This window comes from Brevibacterium daeguense, assembly GCF_021729135.1.
In the GTDB taxonomy this organism is placed as follows: Bacteria; Actinomycetota; Actinomycetes; order Actinomycetales; family Brevibacteriaceae; genus Brevibacterium; species Brevibacterium daeguense.
The window spans coordinates 280,717-298,179 of sequence record NZ_JAJTWW010000001.1 but is presented as its reverse complement, the minus strand read 5'-3'; the positions used below and the strand labels follow the sequence as shown (position 1 = coordinate 298,179).

Here is a 17,463-nt window from a genome sequence, read left to right as displayed (position 1 = left end):
CCGAGCATCGGCCGAGAACACAGGAGAGCACCAGATGAACATCGGCATCCTCACTTCCGGCGGCGACGGCCCGGGCCTCAACGCCGTCATCCGCGGGGCAGTGCGCAAGGGCATCCGGGCCTACGGCTATGGCTTCACCGGGATCCGCGACGGCTGGCGCGGACTGCTGGAGAACGACACATACCCGCTGCACATGGTGGATGTCCGTGGCCTGTCCGGACGCGGAGGCACGATCCTGGGCACTTCGCGGACTCATCCCTACTCGCAGGGCGGGCCGGAGCGGATGCGCGAGGTGATGGTCGAGAACCAGATCGATGCCGTGATCGCGATCGGCGGCGAGGGGACGCTCGCAGGTGCGGCCCGCCTCGCCGACGACGAGGGTCTGCCCGTGGTCGGAGTGCCCAAGACCATCGACAATGACCTCGACAACACCGACTACACCTTCGGCTTCGACACGGCGCAGTCGATCGCCACGGAGTCGATCGACCGGCTTCGCACCACCGCGGAATCGCACCACCGATGCATGATCGTCGAGGTGATGGGACGCAATGTCGGGTGGATCGCACTGCAGGCCGGAATGGCATCCGGAGCCCACGCGATCCTGCTTCCCGAGTTCCCGGTCACCTACGACCAGATCTATGCGTGGGTTCGCTCGGCGTGGGATCGAGGCCGTGCCCCGATCGTCGTCGTCGCCGAGGGCTTCGCACCCGAAGGCATGGACACCCAGGTGTCGGACCGCGGTCTCGATATCCACGGACGTGTGCGGCTGGGCGGAATCGCCGACCATCTGGCACCGCTGATCGAGGAGCACACCGGCATCGAGACACGCGCAACCGTCCTCGGGCATCTGCAGCGGGGCGGCTCCCCCACCGCCTACGACCGGGTGCTCGCGACACGGCTCGGGATGGCGGCTGTGGACATCGTGCGCGACCGGCAGTGGGGCAAGATGGCGAGCCTGACCGGCACCGACATCACCCGTGTCGGGATGGCGGAAGCCGTCGACCAGCTCAAGCTGGTCCCCCAGCACCGCTGGGACGAGGTCAAGATCCTGCTGGGCTGAACCCGGAGGGTCCGGAGGGCGCGGTCGGCCCGGGTGCGAACCGCACCACACAGCGAAGCCCCGAGGCTCTGCAGCGCAGAAACCTCGGGGCTTCACTTCACTTCGACATCACAAGCACACGAGGCGCTCGCGGGAATCAGCTCAGCTGAACGCTCCGAAGTCGTAGTCCTCCAGCGGGATCGCTGAACCCTCTCCGGTCAGGCTCGGGTAGAAGTCGCCGTAGGAGTTGTTGAACATCTCCTGCTTGGCTTCCTCGGTGGGCTCCACGACCATGTCGCGGAACTTGTGCATCCCCGTACCGGCCGGGATGAGCTTACCGAGGATGACGTTCTCCTTGAGCCCCAGCAGCGGATCCGACTTCGCTTCGAGAGCGGCCTCAGTGAGCACTCGCGTGGTCTCCTGGAAGGACGCGGCCGACAGCCAGGACTCCGTGGCCAGCGAGGCCTTGGTGATGCCCATGAGCTCGTCACGCGCCGAGGCGGGGGTGCCGCCCTCGGCGACGATCCGCCGGTTCTCCGCCTGGTACCGACCGCGGTCCACCAGCTCGCCGGGCAGCAAGTTGGTGTCACCGGACTCGATGACCGTCACACGCCGCAGCATCTGACGCACGATGACCTCGATGTGCTTGTCGTGGATGCCCACGCCCTGCGACCGGTACACCTTCTGGACCTCGTCGACGAGGAAGCGCTCAGCCTCCCGGCGACCCCGGATGCGCAGCACCTGCTTGGGATCGACAGCGCCCTGCACCAGCTTGTCGCCGGCGTTGATGTGCTGTCCGTCCTCCACCAGCAGCTGCGAACGGCGTCCGACTGCGTGCTCGATCTCCTCGCCGCCGTCGTCCGGCGTCACGATCACGTAGCGCGTCTTGCGGGAGTCGTCGATCTTCACCCGGCCGGTCGCCTCGGCGATCGGGGCGAAGCCCTTGGGGGTCCGCGCCTCGAAGAGCTCGGTGACACGCGGCAGGCCCTGGGTGATATCGCCACCGCCGCCTGCGGCCACACCACCGGTGTGGAAGGTCCGCATGGTCAGCTGAGTGCCGGGCTCACCGATCGACTGGGCCGCGACCGTTCCGATCGCCTCGCCGACATCGACCAGCTGGCCGGTGGCCATCGACCGACCGTAGTGCACCGACGAGATCTGGGTGTCGGAATCGGCGGTGAGCACCGAGTGCACCTTGACCTCCCGGATTCCCCGGGCGATCAGCGCCTCGACGACATCGACGGTGACATCGGTCTTCGCCGGCACGATGACGTTGCCCTCATCGTCGGAGATGTCGACGGACGTGAGTCGTCCGATGACACTCGTCTCCACGAATTCGTGCGGCTCCAGCTCGCCCCGGAAGTTCTCCTGCGCGATCGGCAGGGTCATGCCCTTCTTGGAGTCGGTGTCCTCGGCGCGCACGATGACGTCCTGCGACACGTCGACGAGACGACGCGTGAGGTAGCCGGAGTCGGCGGTCCGGAGTGCAGTGTCCGCCAAGCCCTTTCGAGCACCGTGGCTGGCGATGAAGTACTCCAGCACGGACAGGCCCTCGCGGTAGTTCGACTTGATCGGACGCGGGATGATCTCGCCCTTGGGGTTCGTCACCAGACCGCGCATACCGGCCAGCTGCCGGACCTGGGTCCAGTTGCCGGACGCCCCCGACTCGACCAGGCGCAGCACGGAGTTGGACTCCGGGAAGTTCTGCTGCATGGCCTCCGCCACCTGATCGGTGGTCTCCGACCAGATCTTGACGAGCTCATTGCGGCGCTCGTCGTCGGTCAGCGCACCGAATTCGAACTGGTCCTGCACCTTCGCGGCGAGATCCTCGGCCTCGGCGAGCAGCCCCTCCTTCGCCTCCGGAGAGACGATGTCGGACATCGCAACGGTGAGTCCCGAGCGGGTCGCCCAGAAGAAGCCGGTCGCCTTGAAGTTGTCGAGGGTCTCCGCGACCTCGACCTTCGGGTAGGAGTCCGCGAGCCGGTTGACGATCTTCGAGAGGGTCTTCTTGTCGACGGTCCGGTTGACGTACTCGTAGTCGGCCGGCAGATTCTCGTTGAACAGCGCGCGGCCGAGAGTCGTCTCGATGACGGCCGGCTCTCCCTCTTCCCAGCCCTCGGGCAGGTCCACGTTCGGTCCCGGCATGAGACCGGTGACGCGGATCTTCGCCTTGGCGCCGAGATCCAGCTCTCCGCGGTCGAAGGCCATGATGGCCTCCGCCACCGAGGCGAACTCGCGTCCGGTGCCCTCGGCACCCGAGCGCTCACTCGTCAGATGGTAGATGCCGATGATCATGTCCTGGCTGGGCATGGTGACCGGCTTGCCATCGGAGGGCTTGAGGATGTTGTTGGCCGACAGCATCAGGATGCGGGCCTCGGCCTGCGCCTCCGCCGACAGCGGGAGGTGGACTGCCATCTGGTCGCCGTCGAAGTCGGCGTTGAATGCCGAGCACACGAGCGGGTGGATCTGGATGGCCTTGCCCTCGACCAGCTGCGGTTCGAACGCCTGGATGCCGAGGCGGTGCAGGGTGGGCGCACGGTTGAGCAGCACCGGGTGCTCGGTGATGACCTCTTCGAGCACATCCCACACCTGGGGGTGCTGGCGCTCCACCATCCGCTTGGCGGACTTGATGTTCTGCGCGTGGTTGAGGTCGACCAGCCGCTTCATCACGAAGGGCTTGAAGAGCTCCAGAGCCATCGTCTTGGGCAGACCTGCCTGGTGCAGCTTCAGCGTGGGGCCGACGACGATGACCGAACGACCCGAGTAGTCGACGCGCTTGCCGAGGAGGTTCTGGCGGAACCGTCCCTGCTTGCCCTTGAGCATGTCGGACAGCGACTTCAGCGGACGGTTGCCGGGACCGGTCACCGGACGGCCGCGGCGGCCGTTGTCGAACAGCGAGTCCACGGCCTCCTGCAGCATCCGCTTCTCGTTGTTGACGATGATCTCGGGAGCGCCGAGGTCGAGCAGTCGCTTGAGGCGGTTGTTGCGGTTGATCACGCGGCGGTACAGGTCGTTGAGGTCCGAGGTGGCGAACCGCCCACCGTCGAGCTGGACCATCGGACGCAGCTCCGGCGGAATCACCGGGACCGCATCCAGCACCATGCCCTCGGGCGTGTTGTCGGTCGTCAGGAAGGCATTGACGACCTTCAGACGCTTGAGCGCACGGGTCTTGCGCTGTCCCTTGCCGGTCTTGATCAGCTCGCGCAGCGCGTCGGACTCGGCCTGCAGGTCGAAGTCCTGGAGCCGCTTCTGGATGGCCTCGGCACCCATCGCACCGGAGAAGTAGATGCCGAAGCGCTCGATCATCTCGCGATAGAGCGACTCGTCACCCTCGAGGTCGGAGACCTTGAGGTTCTTGAACCGGTCCCACACCTTCTCCAGGCGGTCGATGTCGCGCTCCGCGTTCTTGCGCAGATTCGCCATCTCCCGCTCAGCCTGGTCCCGCAGCTTCTTCTTGGCCTGGGCGGTGCCGCCCTCGGCCTCCAGAGCCTCGAGGTCCTCCTCCAGCTTCCGCGCACGCCGGTCGATGTCGACATCGCGGCGGTCGGTGAGGTGCTTCTTCTCGACATCGATCTGGTTCTGCAGGGTCGGCAGGTCCCGGTGGCGGGACTCCTCGTCGACCGAGGTGATCATGTAGGCGGCGAAGTAGATGACCTTCTCGAGGTCCTTCGGCGCCAGATCCAGCAGGTAGCCCAGACGCGAGGGAACGCCCTTGAAGTACCAGATGTGGGTGACGGGGGCCGCCAGCTCGATGTGGCCCATCCGCTCACGGCGCACCTTGGCACGGGTGACCTCGACTCCGCAGCGCTCGCAGATGATGCCCTTGAAGCGCACGCGCTTGTACTTGCCGCAGTAGCACTCCCAGTCGCGAGTCGGTCCGAAGATCTTCTCGCAGAACAGGCCGTCCTTCTCCGGCTTCAGGGTGCGGTAGTTGATGGTCTCCGGCTTCTTGACCTCGCCGTACGACCAGCGGCGGATATCGTCGGCGGTGGCCAGACCGATCCGCAGCTCATCGAAGAAATTGACGTCAGGCACGTAAATCCTCTTTCTCGGTGACGATCATGCACGATCGTCGGTTCGCGTTCGTATGAATCAGACTTCTTCGACGGTGTTGGCTTCGTGACGCGACAGGTTGATGCCGAGCTCCTCGGCTGCGCGGAAGACCTCCTCATCGGAGTCGCGCATCTCAACGTGCATGCCGTCCGAGGACAAGACCTCGATGTCGAGACATAGCGACTGCATTTCCTTGATGAGCACCTTGAAGGACTCCGGAATGCCGGGATCCGGCAGGTTCTCGCCCTTGACGATCGCCTCGTAGACCTTCACGCGGCCCGGGATGTCGTCGGACTTGATCGTGAGCAGCTCCTGCAGCGTGTAGGCGGCGCCGTAGGCCTCGAGCGCCCACACCTCCATCTCACCGAAGCGCTGACCACCGAACTGCGCCTTGCCGCCCAGCGGCTGCTGGGTGATCATCGAGTACGGTCCGGTCGAGCGGGCGTGGATCTTGTCGTCGACCAGGTGGTGCAGCTTGAGCAGGTACATGTAGCCCACGGAGATGGGGTACGGGAACGGCTCGCCGGAGCGGCCGTCGAACAGGCGGGCCTTGCCGGAGCTGTCGACCATCCGGTCGCCGTCCCGGTTGGGCAGCGTCGAATCGAGCAGTCCGCGCAGCTCCTCCTCGTGAGCACCGTCGAACACCGGCGTGGCGACGTTGGTGCCCGGAGCCGCTTCGCGCGCGAAGTCGAAGTGCCACAGCTCCTTGGCCCATTCGGGGTTGCCCTCGATCTTCCAGCCCTGCTTGGCGATCCACCCCAGGTGCACCTCGAACACCTGTCCGATGTTCATCCGGCGCGGCACGCCGTGCGGGTTGAGGATGATGTCGACCGGAGTGCCGTCCTCCAGGAACGGCATGTCCTCGATCGGCAGGATCTTCGAGATGACGCCCTTGTTGCCGTGGCGGCCGGCCATCTTGTCGCCGATCGTGATCTTGCGGCGCTGCGCGACGTAGACACGGACCAGCTGGTTGACGCCGGGCGGCAGCTCGTCGTCATCCTCCCGGTCGAACTCCTTGACGGCGATGACGGTTCCCGACTCACCGTGCGGGACCTTGAGCGAGGTGTCGCGCACCTCGCGCGACTTCTCGCCGAAGATCGCGCGCAGCAGGCGCTCCTCGGGGGTCAGCTCGGTCTCGCCCTTCGGGGTGACCTTGCCGACGAGGATGTCGCCGTCAGTGACTTCGGCGCCGATGCGGATGATTCCGCGCTCGTCGAGGTCGGCCAGCGCATCCGGGGAGATGTTCGGGATGTCACGAGTGATCTCCTCGGCACCGAGCTTGGTGTCTCGGGCGTCGACTTCGTGCTCCTCGATATGGATCGAGGAGAGGGTGTCGTCCTGCACCATGCGCTGCGAGAGGATGATCGCATCCTCGAAGTTGTAGCCTTCCCAGGACATGAACGCGACGAGCAGGTTCTTGCCGAGCGCCATCTCGCCGTTCTGGGTCGACGGGCCGTCGCCGATCACGGATCCGACCTCGATCCGGTCGCCCTCGTCGACCACGATGCGCTGGTTGTAGGAGGTGCCGTGGTTGGAGCGGCGGAACTTCTCGGCCTTGTAGGTCGTGGTCGTCCCGTCGTCGTTGAGCACAGTCGCGAAGTCCGCGCTCACGTCGGTGACGACGCCGGGCTTGTTCGCGATCATCACGTCGCCCGCGTCGACCGCGGCACGGTACTCCATGCCGGTGCCCACGAGGGGCGCTTCGGCGCGGACCAGCGGCACAGCCTGCCGCTGCATGTTCGCGCCCATGAGTGCGCGGTTGGCGTCATCGTGCTCGAGGAACGGGATGAGCGCGGTCGCCACTGACACCATCTGCCGGGCAGAGACGTCCATGTAGTCGATCTCGTCCGCCGGGATGAGCTCGGCTTCGCCGCTGCCGCCCTTCGGCCGCGCCAGCACGACGTCCTCTTCGAACTGCTGGTCGTCGGTCAGCGGGGCATTCGCCTGCGCGATGTTGTATTCGAGCTCGTCGTCAGCTGTCAGGTAGACGGTCTCGTCGGTCACCCGTGTGCCGGACACCTTGCGGTACGGCGTCTCGATGAAGCCGAACGGATTGATCCGCGCATAGGAGGCCAGCGAGCCGATCAGGCCGATGTTCGGGCCTTCCGGAGTCTCGATCGGGCACATGCGGCCGTAGTGCGACGGGTGGACGTCGCGGACTTCCATGCCGGCGCGGTCGCGCGACAGGCCGCCGGGGCCCAGCGCCGAGAGGCGGCGCTTGTGGGTCAGACCGGCCAGCGGATTGTTCTGGTCCATGAACTGCGACAGCTGCGAGGTTCCGAAGAACTCCTTGATGGCTGCCACCACGGGCCGGATGTTGATCAGCGACTGCGGGGTGATCGCCTCGACGTCCTGGGTGGTCATGCGCTCACGGACGACGCGCTCCATGCGGGACAGACCGGTGCGCACCTGGTTCTCGATCAGCTCGCCCACCGCACGGATGCGCCGGTTGCCGAAGTGGTCGATGTCGTCGAGTGCGACGCGCACTTCGACGTCCTCGCCGTCGCGCTTGCCCGGCATGGTCTCCGCACCTGCATGCAGGGACACGATGTAGCGAATGGTCGCCACGATGTCGTCAGCGGTCATCACGGTCTCGCTCAGCGGCAGGTCGGTGCCGAGCTTCCGGTTGACCTTGTAGCGGCCGACCTTCGCCATGTCATAGCGCTTCGGGTTGAAGTAGAGGTTGCGCAGCAGACCCTCGGCAGCCTCCACAGTGGCCGGCTCGGCCGGCCGGAGCTTCTTGTAGATGTCGATGAGGGCTTCTTCGCGAGTGCTCACCGTGTCCTTGGCGAGGGTCTCGCGGATCGACTCGAAGTGGCCGAACTCCTCGAGGATCCTCGACTCGGTCCAGCCCAGGGCCTTGAGCAGGACGGTGACCGACTGCTTGCGCTTGCGATCGAGGCGGACGCCGACCTGGTCGCGCTTGTCGATCTCGAACTCCAGCCAGGCGCCCCGCGACGGGATGATCTTCGCGGTGAAGATGTCCTTGTCCGAGGTCTTGTCCGGGCTCGACTCGAAGTAGGCGCCCGGCGAGCGCACCAGCTGAGAGACGACGACACGCTCGGTGCCGTTGATGATGAATGTGCCCTGGTCGGTCATGAGCGGGAAGTCCCCCATGAACACGGTCTGGCTCTTGATCTCGCCAGTGGTGTTGTTCATGAACTCAGCCGTCACGAACAGCGGGGCGGAGTAGGTGATGTCCTTCTCCTTGCACTCGTCGATCGAGTACTTGGGAGGCTCGAAGCGGTGCTCACGGAACGACAGCGACATCGATCCGGAGAAGTCCTCGATGGGCGAGATCTCCTCGAAGATGTCCTCGAGGCCCGAGGTGGTGGCGACTGAGTCGTCCCCGCGCTCAGTGGCGTCGATGACACGATCCTGCCACTTCTCGTTTCCGATCAGCCAGTCGAAGCTCTCGGTCTGAAGCCCGAGCAGATTCGGGACCTCGAGCGGTTCGTGAATCTTGGCGAAGGAGATGCGCTGGGGTGGATTAGCGGTCTTAGTATGTTCGTTGGCGGCGGCCAATGCGATCCTTCCGAGTGGGTCACCTGATCTCTCGGCGTCACTTGCTGGCCAGCCTCGCTCCTGCGGGGTCCAGAGAACAGCAGAGATATTCGACTGTCCCCCGTGGCGCGAGTACACTTGAGGCTCCGAGGGGCCCACCGCTATATGAAGGCACCACGTTGGCGAAGCAACGCAAATAACCAGCATACTCGGCGCGTCGCTGTTGCGCAAGGCGGGATATGGTAGGCTCGCTTCTTTCGCCACTTTCGGGTGATTTTCACAGCGGATTCACGAGCGGGGCGCCACAGCCTCCGGTCGCTTCAGCCCGATTCATCGCAGCCTCCGGTTACCGCGCCGGCTCACCGCAGATTCGGGTTCATCGCAGCATCCGCCCGGGTTCGTATACTGTGGCGATGCCGCAGATCTACGTGCACACCTCGGACCCCGTCGCCCTCAACTCCTATCTGGTCGTCGGCAGCGAGCGTGCACTGGTCATCGACACCGGCGCCGGCCCTGTCCAGGCCGCGGGCATCCTGACCGCCGTCCGCGCACTCACGGATCTGCCCCTCGTCGTCGTCAACACCCACGACCACTGGGACCACTTCTTCGGCAACACGACTTTTGCGGAGCACGGGGTCGAGCAGTTCCTCGCCTCCCCCGGATTCGTGCGCGATCACCGCGCTTCTGCATGGGTGCAGCTCGAGCAGGTGCCACTGGCCGCGGAGCCTGATCTGCCGCCGCCGGAGGAGCTGCTCGTCCCGGTGAGCGCCGTCACTGCCGAGGACGCCCTCGATCTCGGCGACGCAGAAGTCCGATTCCTCCCGCTCGCCGGGCACACGGAATCCGACCTGGTGGTCGTCGTCGACGATGTCGCCTTCGTCGGGGATCTCGTCGAGGAGGGCGCGCCCCTGCAGGTCGGTGATGACGCCCTGCCCGCACAGTGGGCTGCATCCCTCGAGCTGCTGCTCGGGCTGCCCGGAATCCGCCTCTTCGCTCCCGGCCACGGCAGCCCGGTCGACAAGGCGTTCGCCGCGGCGCAGCTCGGCGACATCGCCCGGGTCTCCGAGCACGACTCCCCCGCCGAGGCGCCGGCCCGCTCCGCCGGCCCGTTCCCCTGGGTTCCGGGCACCTTCCCGACAGGAGTGCGTCGCCTGCGCTGAGGCCCTGCTCGATGGGCTCTGGCCCGTTGGGTCCACTCGGAGCCGCTGAGTCCACTCGGAGCCGCTGAGTCCACTCGGAGCCGCTGAGTCCACTCGGAGCTGCTGAGTTCGCTCAGACCCTGCCGGGCACAGAGAGCAAGGACCCCGCTGCGCATGCAGCGGGGTCCTTGCGAAGGAGCTTCCGATCACTTGAGGCGGTCCTGCGACCCCCTCGGCGATCGTCAGATCACTTGAGGGTGACGGTGGCGCCGGCGCCCTCGAGGGCCTCCTTGGCCTTGTCCGCGGTCTCCTTGTTGACGCCTTCGAGGACGGCCTTCGGAGCGCTGTCGACCAGCTCCTTGGCTTCCTTCAGGCCGAGCGAGGTCAGTCCGCGGACCTCCTTGATGACGGGAACCTTCTTCTCTCCGCCGCTCTCGAGGATGACGTCGAACTCGGTCTGCTCCTCGGCAGCAGCCTCTCCGCCACCAGCACCGCCGGCAGCCGGGGCAGCGGCAGCCGCAACCGGAGCAGCAGCCTCGACGTCGAAGGTCTCTTCGAACATCTTGACGAAGTCGGAGAGTTCGATCAGCGAGAGCTCTTTGAATCCTTCGATGAGCTCTTCGGGGGTGAGCTTAGCCATGGTGGGCTATGTCCTTCCTTAGATGGTTGAGGTTCTCAACCGGGGTGGTATGCGGTTCTGAAACTCAGGCGTCCTCGGCCGGTGCCGATTCGCCGTCGGCGTTCTTCTCGCGAAGAGCGTCGACTGTGCGAGCAGCCTTGACCAGCGGGGCGGTGAACACGTAAGCGGCCTTGTGCAGGCCCGCCTTCATGGCACCGGCTGCCTTCGCAAGCAGCACCTCGCGGGATTCGAGGTCGGCGAGTTTCGAGATGTCCTCAGCGGTCAGCGGCTTACCTTCGAGGTAGCCCGCCTTGATGACCAGCTGCGGATTCGCCTTGGCAAAGTCACGCAGCGCCTTGGCCGCCTCGGAAGGCTCTCCGGACACGAAGGCGATGGCGGAGGGTCCATTGAGGAGTCCGTCGAATGCCTCGATGCCGGCTTCCCGGGCAGCGATTGCGGTCAGCGTATTCTTCACCACGGCGTAGCTGGCGTTCTCACCGAGAGCGTTGCGCAGCTCTTTCATCTGCGCGACGGTGAGACCGCGGTACTCGGTCAGCACTGCAGCCTGGGAGCCCTCGAGCATCTGCTTGAGCTCCGCGACTGCCGCTGCCTTGTCAGGCCTCGCCATGGTATTCCTTTCGTACGGTGTCGGTGCCGGACACGAAAAAAGCGCTCCGCGCAGGAAGCACGGAACGCTTGCGATCGCGGACAACATCCGCTGCATACATCCTCATGTCACCTGCGCAGGTCACTCTTCCGAGTCTTCGTCAGCAGCCGTCACACCTGAGGTGAGGCGTCCGCTGAGACCGACGGTCTTGGGCGCACACCACACTAGCGCAGAGCAGGCGCCGAGAGCAAACCGGGCTGCGTAGTGTCCTTCCACGCGGTCCGACACTGGTGTGAGCCCAGCTGTCGTCGACTGTGACGCGGTCGTCGACTGCTACGCGGTCGGCTATTGTGGCGCTGTCATCTATTGTGGCACTGTCGTCGGTCACATCCCCGAACCCGTCGACCGGCCATCGGCCGCTGGATCCCCGTCCCCTCGAGAATTCCATCTTCCACTGCCCCTCGATTCCCCCACTGCCCCTCGATTCCCCCACTGCCCTCGTTCCCAGCATTGCAGGCCCTACCGCAGTGCGTCCTCGCGCTGCGGCTGATCCCCGCTCGGAGTCATCCCCATGCCCATACCCCCAGTCCCCATGCCCAACCTCTATCGGCACGACCTCGTGGCCAACGCGCCTCGCGTCGCCGGCAACGGCGATGCGATGGCCGAGGCCGTCGACGACCTCATCCGGATCATGGACGGCGGCGCCTGGGTCTCGTCCACGGCTGACGAGTACTACGCCGCACTCACCGCGCACAGGAGCCCGTGCCAGGCGGCCGGCGCCGTGGCAGCTGCCGACATGTCCACCAAGGCTGCCGGCGAACCACCGCTCGTGAACATCGAGAATCCCGCCGAGGCGTGGAAGGCGACGTGGGTGAGCATATGAGCACGACCAGCATCGACATCCCCGCCATGCACGACCTCATCCGCACCTCGGAGAGCAGCGCCGCCCTCATCCTCGAACAGGCCGCCATCATCAGCGACCGACTCCTCGGACTCCTCCTCCCGGCCGACAATCCGGGCCTTGCACAGGCGCGGCAGGCTGCGCACTGGATCCGCGAGCAGATCCCGGACCTCAACCGACGCGTTGCGCTGGCGGAGTACATCGAGGCTCAGACACCGGGCCTGCAGACCAGCGTCGACATCGACGAATCCCGGATCTCCGACCGCACGCCTCAGCAGGCGCGCGAGGACGCGCAGCGGGCCCTGGAGAGGCTTCAGGCGCTGTTGGACGCAGAGATGCAGATCAGCGGGGAGCGGCGGCCCATGGACCCCGAACTGCTGCAGCTCCTGACCGACAACGCGCTCGACCCCTATTTCGCCCAGGAGCTCGCGAAGGGGCTCGATCCGGCGATGACCGGCCTCCTCGTGCAGAACCGGGCCCTCGACCTGCGCTGGGCGGAGCAGGACGGGCCCGAGGCGGTCGACGCCTCGCGAGCCGAATACGAGGCATTCATCGACGCCATCGGAGGCTCCCTGGGGGTCGCCAGCCGCGGCACGGGCCCGCTGTCCCCGCCCGAGGGCTTCGCGGACTCCTGGGCCGAGGCCCTCACACTCCGCTACTGGGACGAGAGCTACCCCAGCAGTCAGCTCAGCGGTGCGATCGCGCTCACTCTCTCGCGCGGAGCATTCGGCCGCGAGTTCCTCGAGACCGTTCACGCGAAGATGTTCGACATCGAGGCCGAGCGCCCGGGCGCGTCCCGGGTGATGGCGCCGTACGGGATCACCGATCCAGCGGGCCGCTCGCTCGACGACCCGATGCTCCACCTCGTCGCAGGCCTCCGCTTCAACCCGGAAGCCGCACGCAGCATCCTCTCCCCGTCGAACACTCGTCGGTTCGAGGTTGCAGGCGAGCCCGCAATGTCGACCTACCTCCAGACCCTGATGATGCGGGAGTGGGGCGAGGGCGGAGTGGACTCGCTCACCGGTCTCCTCACCGACATCACCACCGGCGACTTCGCGAACACTGCGCAGACCGAGGCGATCGTCGGCGAGTCCGCTCGGGTGGCAGGTCTGGCCGAGGCGCTGCGGCAGCAGGCTGAGGCAGACGCCGACATGTCGGTGTCGGACTGGATCCACCTCGGACTCGACTTCGGGGGCATGCTGCCGGTTGTCGGCATTCCGATCGACGTCGGGAACGGACTCTGGTACGCGATCGAGGGCGATCCCCTCAACGCCGGGATGTCGATGGCCGGCATGATCCCGTTCGCCGGTGACGCCGCGAGCGCAGGCCGAACCGGCAGGCGCGTGAAGAACGTCCTGGGCGACGGAGTGGAATCCGCGACCTCGGCTGCGAGGCAGGCCGACGACATCGCGGGGCAGGTCGCCTCGGGAGCTTCGCGCTCGGCGGACAGTGTGGCCGGAGCGTCCGTGCGCTGGGATCGCCGGCCGGTGGCGCCCCAGCGGCCCGCAGGCGGCTACGGCACGAACAGCAATCCCGGCTACTCGGATCCTCGCTTCGCCCAGACCGCTCAGCAGCCCGCGCTGGACTGGTACGAGAACGTCTATCCCAGGGAGTACGTGAACGAGAACGGCAACCGGGTGCTGCCCAAGTTCGCCGATGACCGAGGCCGCACCAGGAACAGACCGCCGTACCTGCCCGGGCAGCGCGAGCAGGTGTGGGTGAACTCGCGGAATCAGCAGCTCGAGCAGATGCGCAACGGTGAGTTCCCTCCCCCGGACAGTCGCGGCATGGAGACTCGGATCAAGCGGGGGCACGAGAGGGAGATGCTGGCGGAGGACGAGATGTACGTGCTCAACACCTCGAACGAGTACGTGATCACGAAGTTCGACAGGTCCGGCGAGTGGAAGTGGAACATGGGGCACCTGCCGAACCAGGAGTACCGCAGATCGAAGGCCGACTACCTCGACGGCGACCTGACCTTCCCGGAGTTCATGCACGAGCAGCAGGGACCGAACAGGTACATGGTGGAGGAGCCGGGGCGCAACTCGAGCCATCTGGACGAAGGCCGCGGCTGACGTCCCAGTCAGCCCTGGGACGACTGATGATCTGCAGCCCACCGCACCAGGTGATCGCGGAGCACGGGGAGCTTCTGCGTCTCGGGATTCGCGAGCAGGTGTTCGATCAGCGTGGGACCGTCGGGTTGCCGGGGGTCGGCGGGCACTGCAAGGTCCAGGCGCCCCGACCCGAACAGCGCCCGGTAGAACGGCCCGCGCTCTTCATCGGGCAGCGACATCCGGATCACGTAGTTGATGGGCCTGTCCCCGCGCCGCTCGAGCGCATTGACATCCGCTCCGCCGTCGACCAGGCGCTGGACCAGCGGACCTTCGAGCGCCGAGTCGTGCCGGAGGGCCGGGAGGAGGGACAGGAGGACAGCACCGTGACGCCGTTCTGCTTCGACGATGTCGGCACCGTCATCGAGCAGGCGAGTCGCGATCGCCACCCGGTGCACCGGCTCCGGATGGGTGAGCGCCGAGACGAGGAGCTTCTCCCGATCGGCCGACGATGCGTCATACTGCTCCACGAACTCGTCGTACGTCCCGTTCCGGCTCGCATACAGCACCGATGCCATGAGGTGCTCCTTTCACCACAGCTCGAATCACCTTCACCATAGACTGATCGCAGTCGAGAACCAGAGAGGCCCGAGGAATCGCAGATGAACCGTCCAGGACAGAGAGAACAGGTCTGGGTCAATTCCCGCAATGCACAGCTGGCCGCGATCGCCGACGGCGAATTCCCACCGCGCGATCCCCGCGGAGGCGTCACCCGGGTCGCAGGCGGGGCAGCCCGCACGGACCTTGCCGAGGACGAGATGTACGTGCTCACCGCCGAGGGCGTCTGGGTGGTCGTCGACTTCGACAACACGCGGGATCACACCTGGTCGATGACTCCCAGGCCGGGCTTCTCCTACGACGAGCTCAAGGAGAGGTACGAGTCGGGCGCGATCGACTTCCCCAGGTTCATGTACGAGTACGAGAACTCCGACAACTATCTGGTCGCTCTCGGACCTGCCGACTCGCCGGGGCGGAATGAGCAGGACTCGCCCACCGAGCCGCAGGGCTGAATGCGGCTGAGGCCGGGTGCGCACCGCACCCGGCCTCAGCCGTCTGACTCCGCCTCAGCGAACCCGCGCCTCAGGGGCGCAGGGCATTGGCGTCCACGGGCACACCCGGACCGTTGGTGGTCGAGATGGTGGCCTTGGAGATGTAGCGTCCCTTGGAGGACGAAGGCTTCAGACGCAGCACCTCATCGAGCGCTGCGGTGAAGTTCTCCTGCAGCTTCTCTTGATCGAACGACGCCTTGCCGATGATGAAGTGCAGGTTGGAGTGCTTGTCGACGCGGAACTCGATCTTTCCGCCCTTGATCTCACTCACTGCCTTGGCGACATCCATCGTCACCGTGCCGGTCTTCGGGTTCGGCATGAGTCCGCGGGGACCCAGCACCTTGCCCAGACGGCCGACCTTGCCCATCATGTCCGGCGTGGCGACGGCTGCGTCGAAATCGGTGAAGCCGGCTGCCACCTTCTCCAGCAGGTCATCGGAACCGACATAGTCGGCACCTGCTTCGCGGGCGGCTTCTGCACGGTCGCCGGCGGCGAACACCAGGACCGTGGCGGTCTTGCCGGTGCCGTGCGGAAGGTTGACGGTGCCGCGCACCATCTGATCCGCCTTGCGCGGATCGACGCTGAGGCGGAACGCCACCTCGACGGTGGCGTCGAACTTCGACACCGAAGTCTCCTTGGCCAGGGCGATCGCCTGGTTGGGTTCGTAGTAGGTATCTGCCGCGATCTTCTCCGCGGCGGCCCGGTAGGCCTTTGAGCGCTGTGCCATCTGCTTCTCTCCTTGCAGTCGTGGTGTGGGCCGCGCCGGCCCTGCCACAGTGATCAGCGTCGAATCAGACTTCGACGTCGGTGGTGATGCCCATCGAACGGGCGGTGCCCGCGATGATCTTCGATGCGGCCTCCACGTCGTTGGCGTTGAGGTCGGGCATCTTGGTCTCGGCGATCTCGCGCACCTGATCGGCGGTCAGATGACCGACCTTGACAGTGTGAGGAGTCGCAGAGGCAGACTTCACGCCGGCGGCCTTCTTGATGAGCTCCGCGGCCGGCGGGGTCTTGGTGATGAAGGTGAACGAGCGGTCTTCATAGACGGTGATCTCCACCGGAATGACATTTCCGCGCTGGGATTCCGTCGCGGCGTTGTACGCCTTGCAGAATTCCATGATGTTGACGCCGTGCTGACCAAGCGCCGGGCCGATCGGCGGTGCCGGGTTCGCGGCACCAGCCTGGATCTGGAGCTTGATCAGACCGGTCACCTTTTTCTTAGGAGGCATTTTCGGTCCTTGTCCTGTGAGGGAAACCCCGAGACGTCTGTCGCGGGGTGCTGATCGCCGACTCCGATGGGGTTGGGCAATCAAACCACACCATTATTCCACAGAACGGGGCTGGACGCTAAACCAGTGCGGCCCGCACCGAATCCGGGTTCCGGATATGGCTGCAGCGCCCGGAAACCTCCGGGCGCCGAAAGCTGTCGGTGAGCAGTCGATCAGATCTTCGAGACCTGGTCGAACCCGAGCTCGACCGGAACATCACGCTCGAAGATCGACAGCAGCACGGTGAGCTTCTGCGATTCCGGGCGGATCTCCTGGATGGTCGCCGGGTGCCCCTCGAAGGAGCCCTCCTTGACCATGACCGACTCTCCGACCTCGAACTCGACCGTGATCGGCGTGCCTGCCTGCACGGCGGTTGCGCCGGCTTCAGCGGCCGCCTTCGCCTGCTGCTCCTCGAACACGGGAGCGAGCATCGAGAACACCTCGTCCAGGCGCAGCGGCACCGGATCATAGGCGTTGCCCACGAAGCCGGTGACGCCCGGCGTGTGGCGCACCACGCCCCAGCTCTCATCACTCAGGCTCATCCGCACGAGCACATAGCCCGGGATGCGCACGCGGCGGATCTGCTTGCGCTGTCCGTTCTTGATCTCGACGACGTCCTCCATGGGGACCTGGATCTCGAAGATCTGGTCTTCCATGTCGAAGTTGACGATGCGGTTCTCGAGGTTGGCCTTGACGCGGTTCTCGTAGCCCGCATAGGAGTGGACGACGTACCAATCGCCTTCCTTCATGCGGAGTTCGGCCTTGAACTCCTCGACCGGGTCGACCTCGTCCTCGGCGGCCGGCGCGTCACCAGCGGAATCCCGCGCGTCCTCGTCGGCCGGCGCGTCCGCAGCGGAATCCTGCGCGTCATCAGCGACCTGCGCGTCCTCAGCGTCCGGCGCCCCGGTCTCCGCTGCAGGCGCCGAGTCGTCAGCAGCGTCCGCACCGTCCCCCACCGCAGCCGAATCCTCAGCAGCGGCCGGCTCGTCTTCGGCCGCGGACTCCGAGACATCGTCAGCGAGCGACTGCTCAACGTCGGCGGTCGGCTGAACAGCCGACTCCTCGACCGCCTGCTCCGCTGGGGCAGGATGCTCCTCTACGGCAGCGATTTCGATGTTCTCGGTTTCCTTCTCCGACACCAGATCTCCTTGTGCAGTTTGCGGTTGGCCTTCG

13 protein-coding genes are annotated in these 17,463 nt (G+C 65.9%); 5 read left to right on the top strand and 8 right to left on the bottom strand.

What is annotated here, in order from left to right:
• Positions 1 to 34 precede the first annotated feature (34 nt).
• A complete protein-coding gene (locus LXN01_RS01295) occupies positions 35 to 1,060 on the top strand; it encodes an ATP-dependent 6-phosphofructokinase (RefSeq protein WP_236862739.1) in 1,026 nt (341 codons plus the stop codon).
• A 141-nt stretch (positions 1,061 to 1,201) separates the two neighbouring features.
• Here the strand turns inward: LXN01_RS01295 and LXN01_RS01290 are convergent, their stop codons facing one another.
• A complete protein-coding gene (locus LXN01_RS01290) occupies positions 1,202 to 5,074 on the bottom strand; it encodes a DNA-directed RNA polymerase subunit beta' (protein WP_236862738.1) in 3,873 nt (1,290 codons plus the stop codon).
• 57 nt (positions 5,075 to 5,131) lie between these two features.
• The gene (rpoB, locus tag LXN01_RS01285) at positions 5,132 to 8,617 is read right to left on the bottom strand and encodes a DNA-directed RNA polymerase subunit beta (protein WP_236862737.1); all 3,486 of its coding nucleotides are present in this window, start codon (positions 8,615 to 8,617) and stop codon (positions 5,132 to 5,134) included.
• Between the two features lie 392 nt (positions 8,618 to 9,009).
• Here rpoB and LXN01_RS01280 point away from each other — a divergent pair, with 392 nt between their 5' ends.
• On the top strand, positions 9,010 to 9,756 hold the full coding sequence (locus LXN01_RS01280; RefSeq protein WP_236862736.1) for an MBL fold metallo-hydrolase: 747 nt from the start codon (positions 9,010 to 9,012) through the stop codon (positions 9,754 to 9,756).
• A 226-nt stretch (positions 9,757 to 9,982) separates the two neighbouring features.
• On the opposite strand, the gene rplL is transcribed toward LXN01_RS01280, so the two are convergent.
• Complete coding sequence (gene rplL, locus LXN01_RS01275; protein ID WP_236862735.1) at positions 9,983 to 10,375, bottom strand: 50S ribosomal protein L7/L12; 393 nt, start codon at positions 10,373 to 10,375, stop codon at positions 9,983 to 9,985.
• Positions 10,376 to 10,439: 64 nt separating this feature from the next.
• Positions 10,440 to 10,982, bottom strand: a complete 543-nt coding sequence (gene rplJ, locus LXN01_RS01270; protein ID WP_236862734.1) for a 50S ribosomal protein L10 — start codon at positions 10,980 to 10,982, stop codon at positions 10,440 to 10,442.
• Between the two features lie 550 nt (positions 10,983 to 11,532).
• Between rplJ and LXN01_RS01265 the strand changes: the two genes are divergently transcribed.
• The gene (locus tag LXN01_RS01265; RefSeq protein WP_236862733.1) at positions 11,533 to 11,844 is read left to right on the top strand and encodes a hypothetical protein; all 312 of its coding nucleotides are present in this window, start codon (positions 11,533 to 11,535) and stop codon (positions 11,842 to 11,844) included.
• Positions 11,841 to 13,937 (top strand): GH-E family nuclease, encoded by a 2,097-nt coding sequence (locus LXN01_RS01260; protein ID WP_236862732.1) that lies wholly within the window; start codon positions 11,841 to 11,843, stop codon positions 13,935 to 13,937. Before LXN01_RS01265 ends, LXN01_RS01260 begins: the two co-directional genes overlap by 4 nt.
• A gap of 8 nt (positions 13,938 to 13,945) precedes the next feature.
• Here LXN01_RS01260 and LXN01_RS01255 read toward each other — a convergent pair whose 3' ends face one another.
• On the bottom strand, positions 13,946 to 14,491 hold the full coding sequence (locus LXN01_RS01255) for a hypothetical protein (protein WP_236862731.1): 546 nt from the start codon (positions 14,489 to 14,491) through the stop codon (positions 13,946 to 13,948).
• An 84-nt stretch (positions 14,492 to 14,575) separates the two neighbouring features.
• On the opposite strand from LXN01_RS01255, the gene LXN01_RS01250 reads away from it, so the two are divergent.
• Positions 14,576 to 14,983: an HNH/ENDO VII family nuclease gene (locus LXN01_RS01250; RefSeq protein ID WP_236862730.1), complete on the top strand. Its 408-nt coding sequence runs from the start codon at positions 14,576 to 14,578 to the stop codon at positions 14,981 to 14,983.
• 70 nt (positions 14,984 to 15,053) lie between these two features.
• Here LXN01_RS01250 and rplA read toward each other — a convergent pair whose 3' ends face one another.
• The 3 genes from rplA to nusG form a co-directional block, all read right to left on the bottom strand.
• Positions 15,054 to 15,749 carry a 50S ribosomal protein L1 gene (gene rplA / locus LXN01_RS01245; RefSeq protein WP_236862729.1) on the bottom strand — a complete coding sequence of 232 codons (696 nt, stop codon included), beginning with the start codon at positions 15,747 to 15,749 and terminating at the stop codon, positions 15,054 to 15,056.
• A 64-nt stretch (positions 15,750 to 15,813) separates the two neighbouring features.
• Positions 15,814 to 16,251, bottom strand: coding sequence for a 50S ribosomal protein L11 (gene rplK / locus LXN01_RS01240; RefSeq protein ID WP_236862728.1), 438 nt, complete (start codon positions 16,249 to 16,251; stop codon positions 15,814 to 15,816).
• 212 nt (positions 16,252 to 16,463) lie between these two features.
• A complete protein-coding gene (nusG, locus tag LXN01_RS01235; RefSeq protein ID WP_425547671.1) occupies positions 16,464 to 17,429 on the bottom strand; it encodes a transcription termination/antitermination protein NusG in 966 nt (321 codons plus the stop codon).
• Between the last annotated feature and the right edge of the window lie 34 nt (positions 17,430 to 17,463).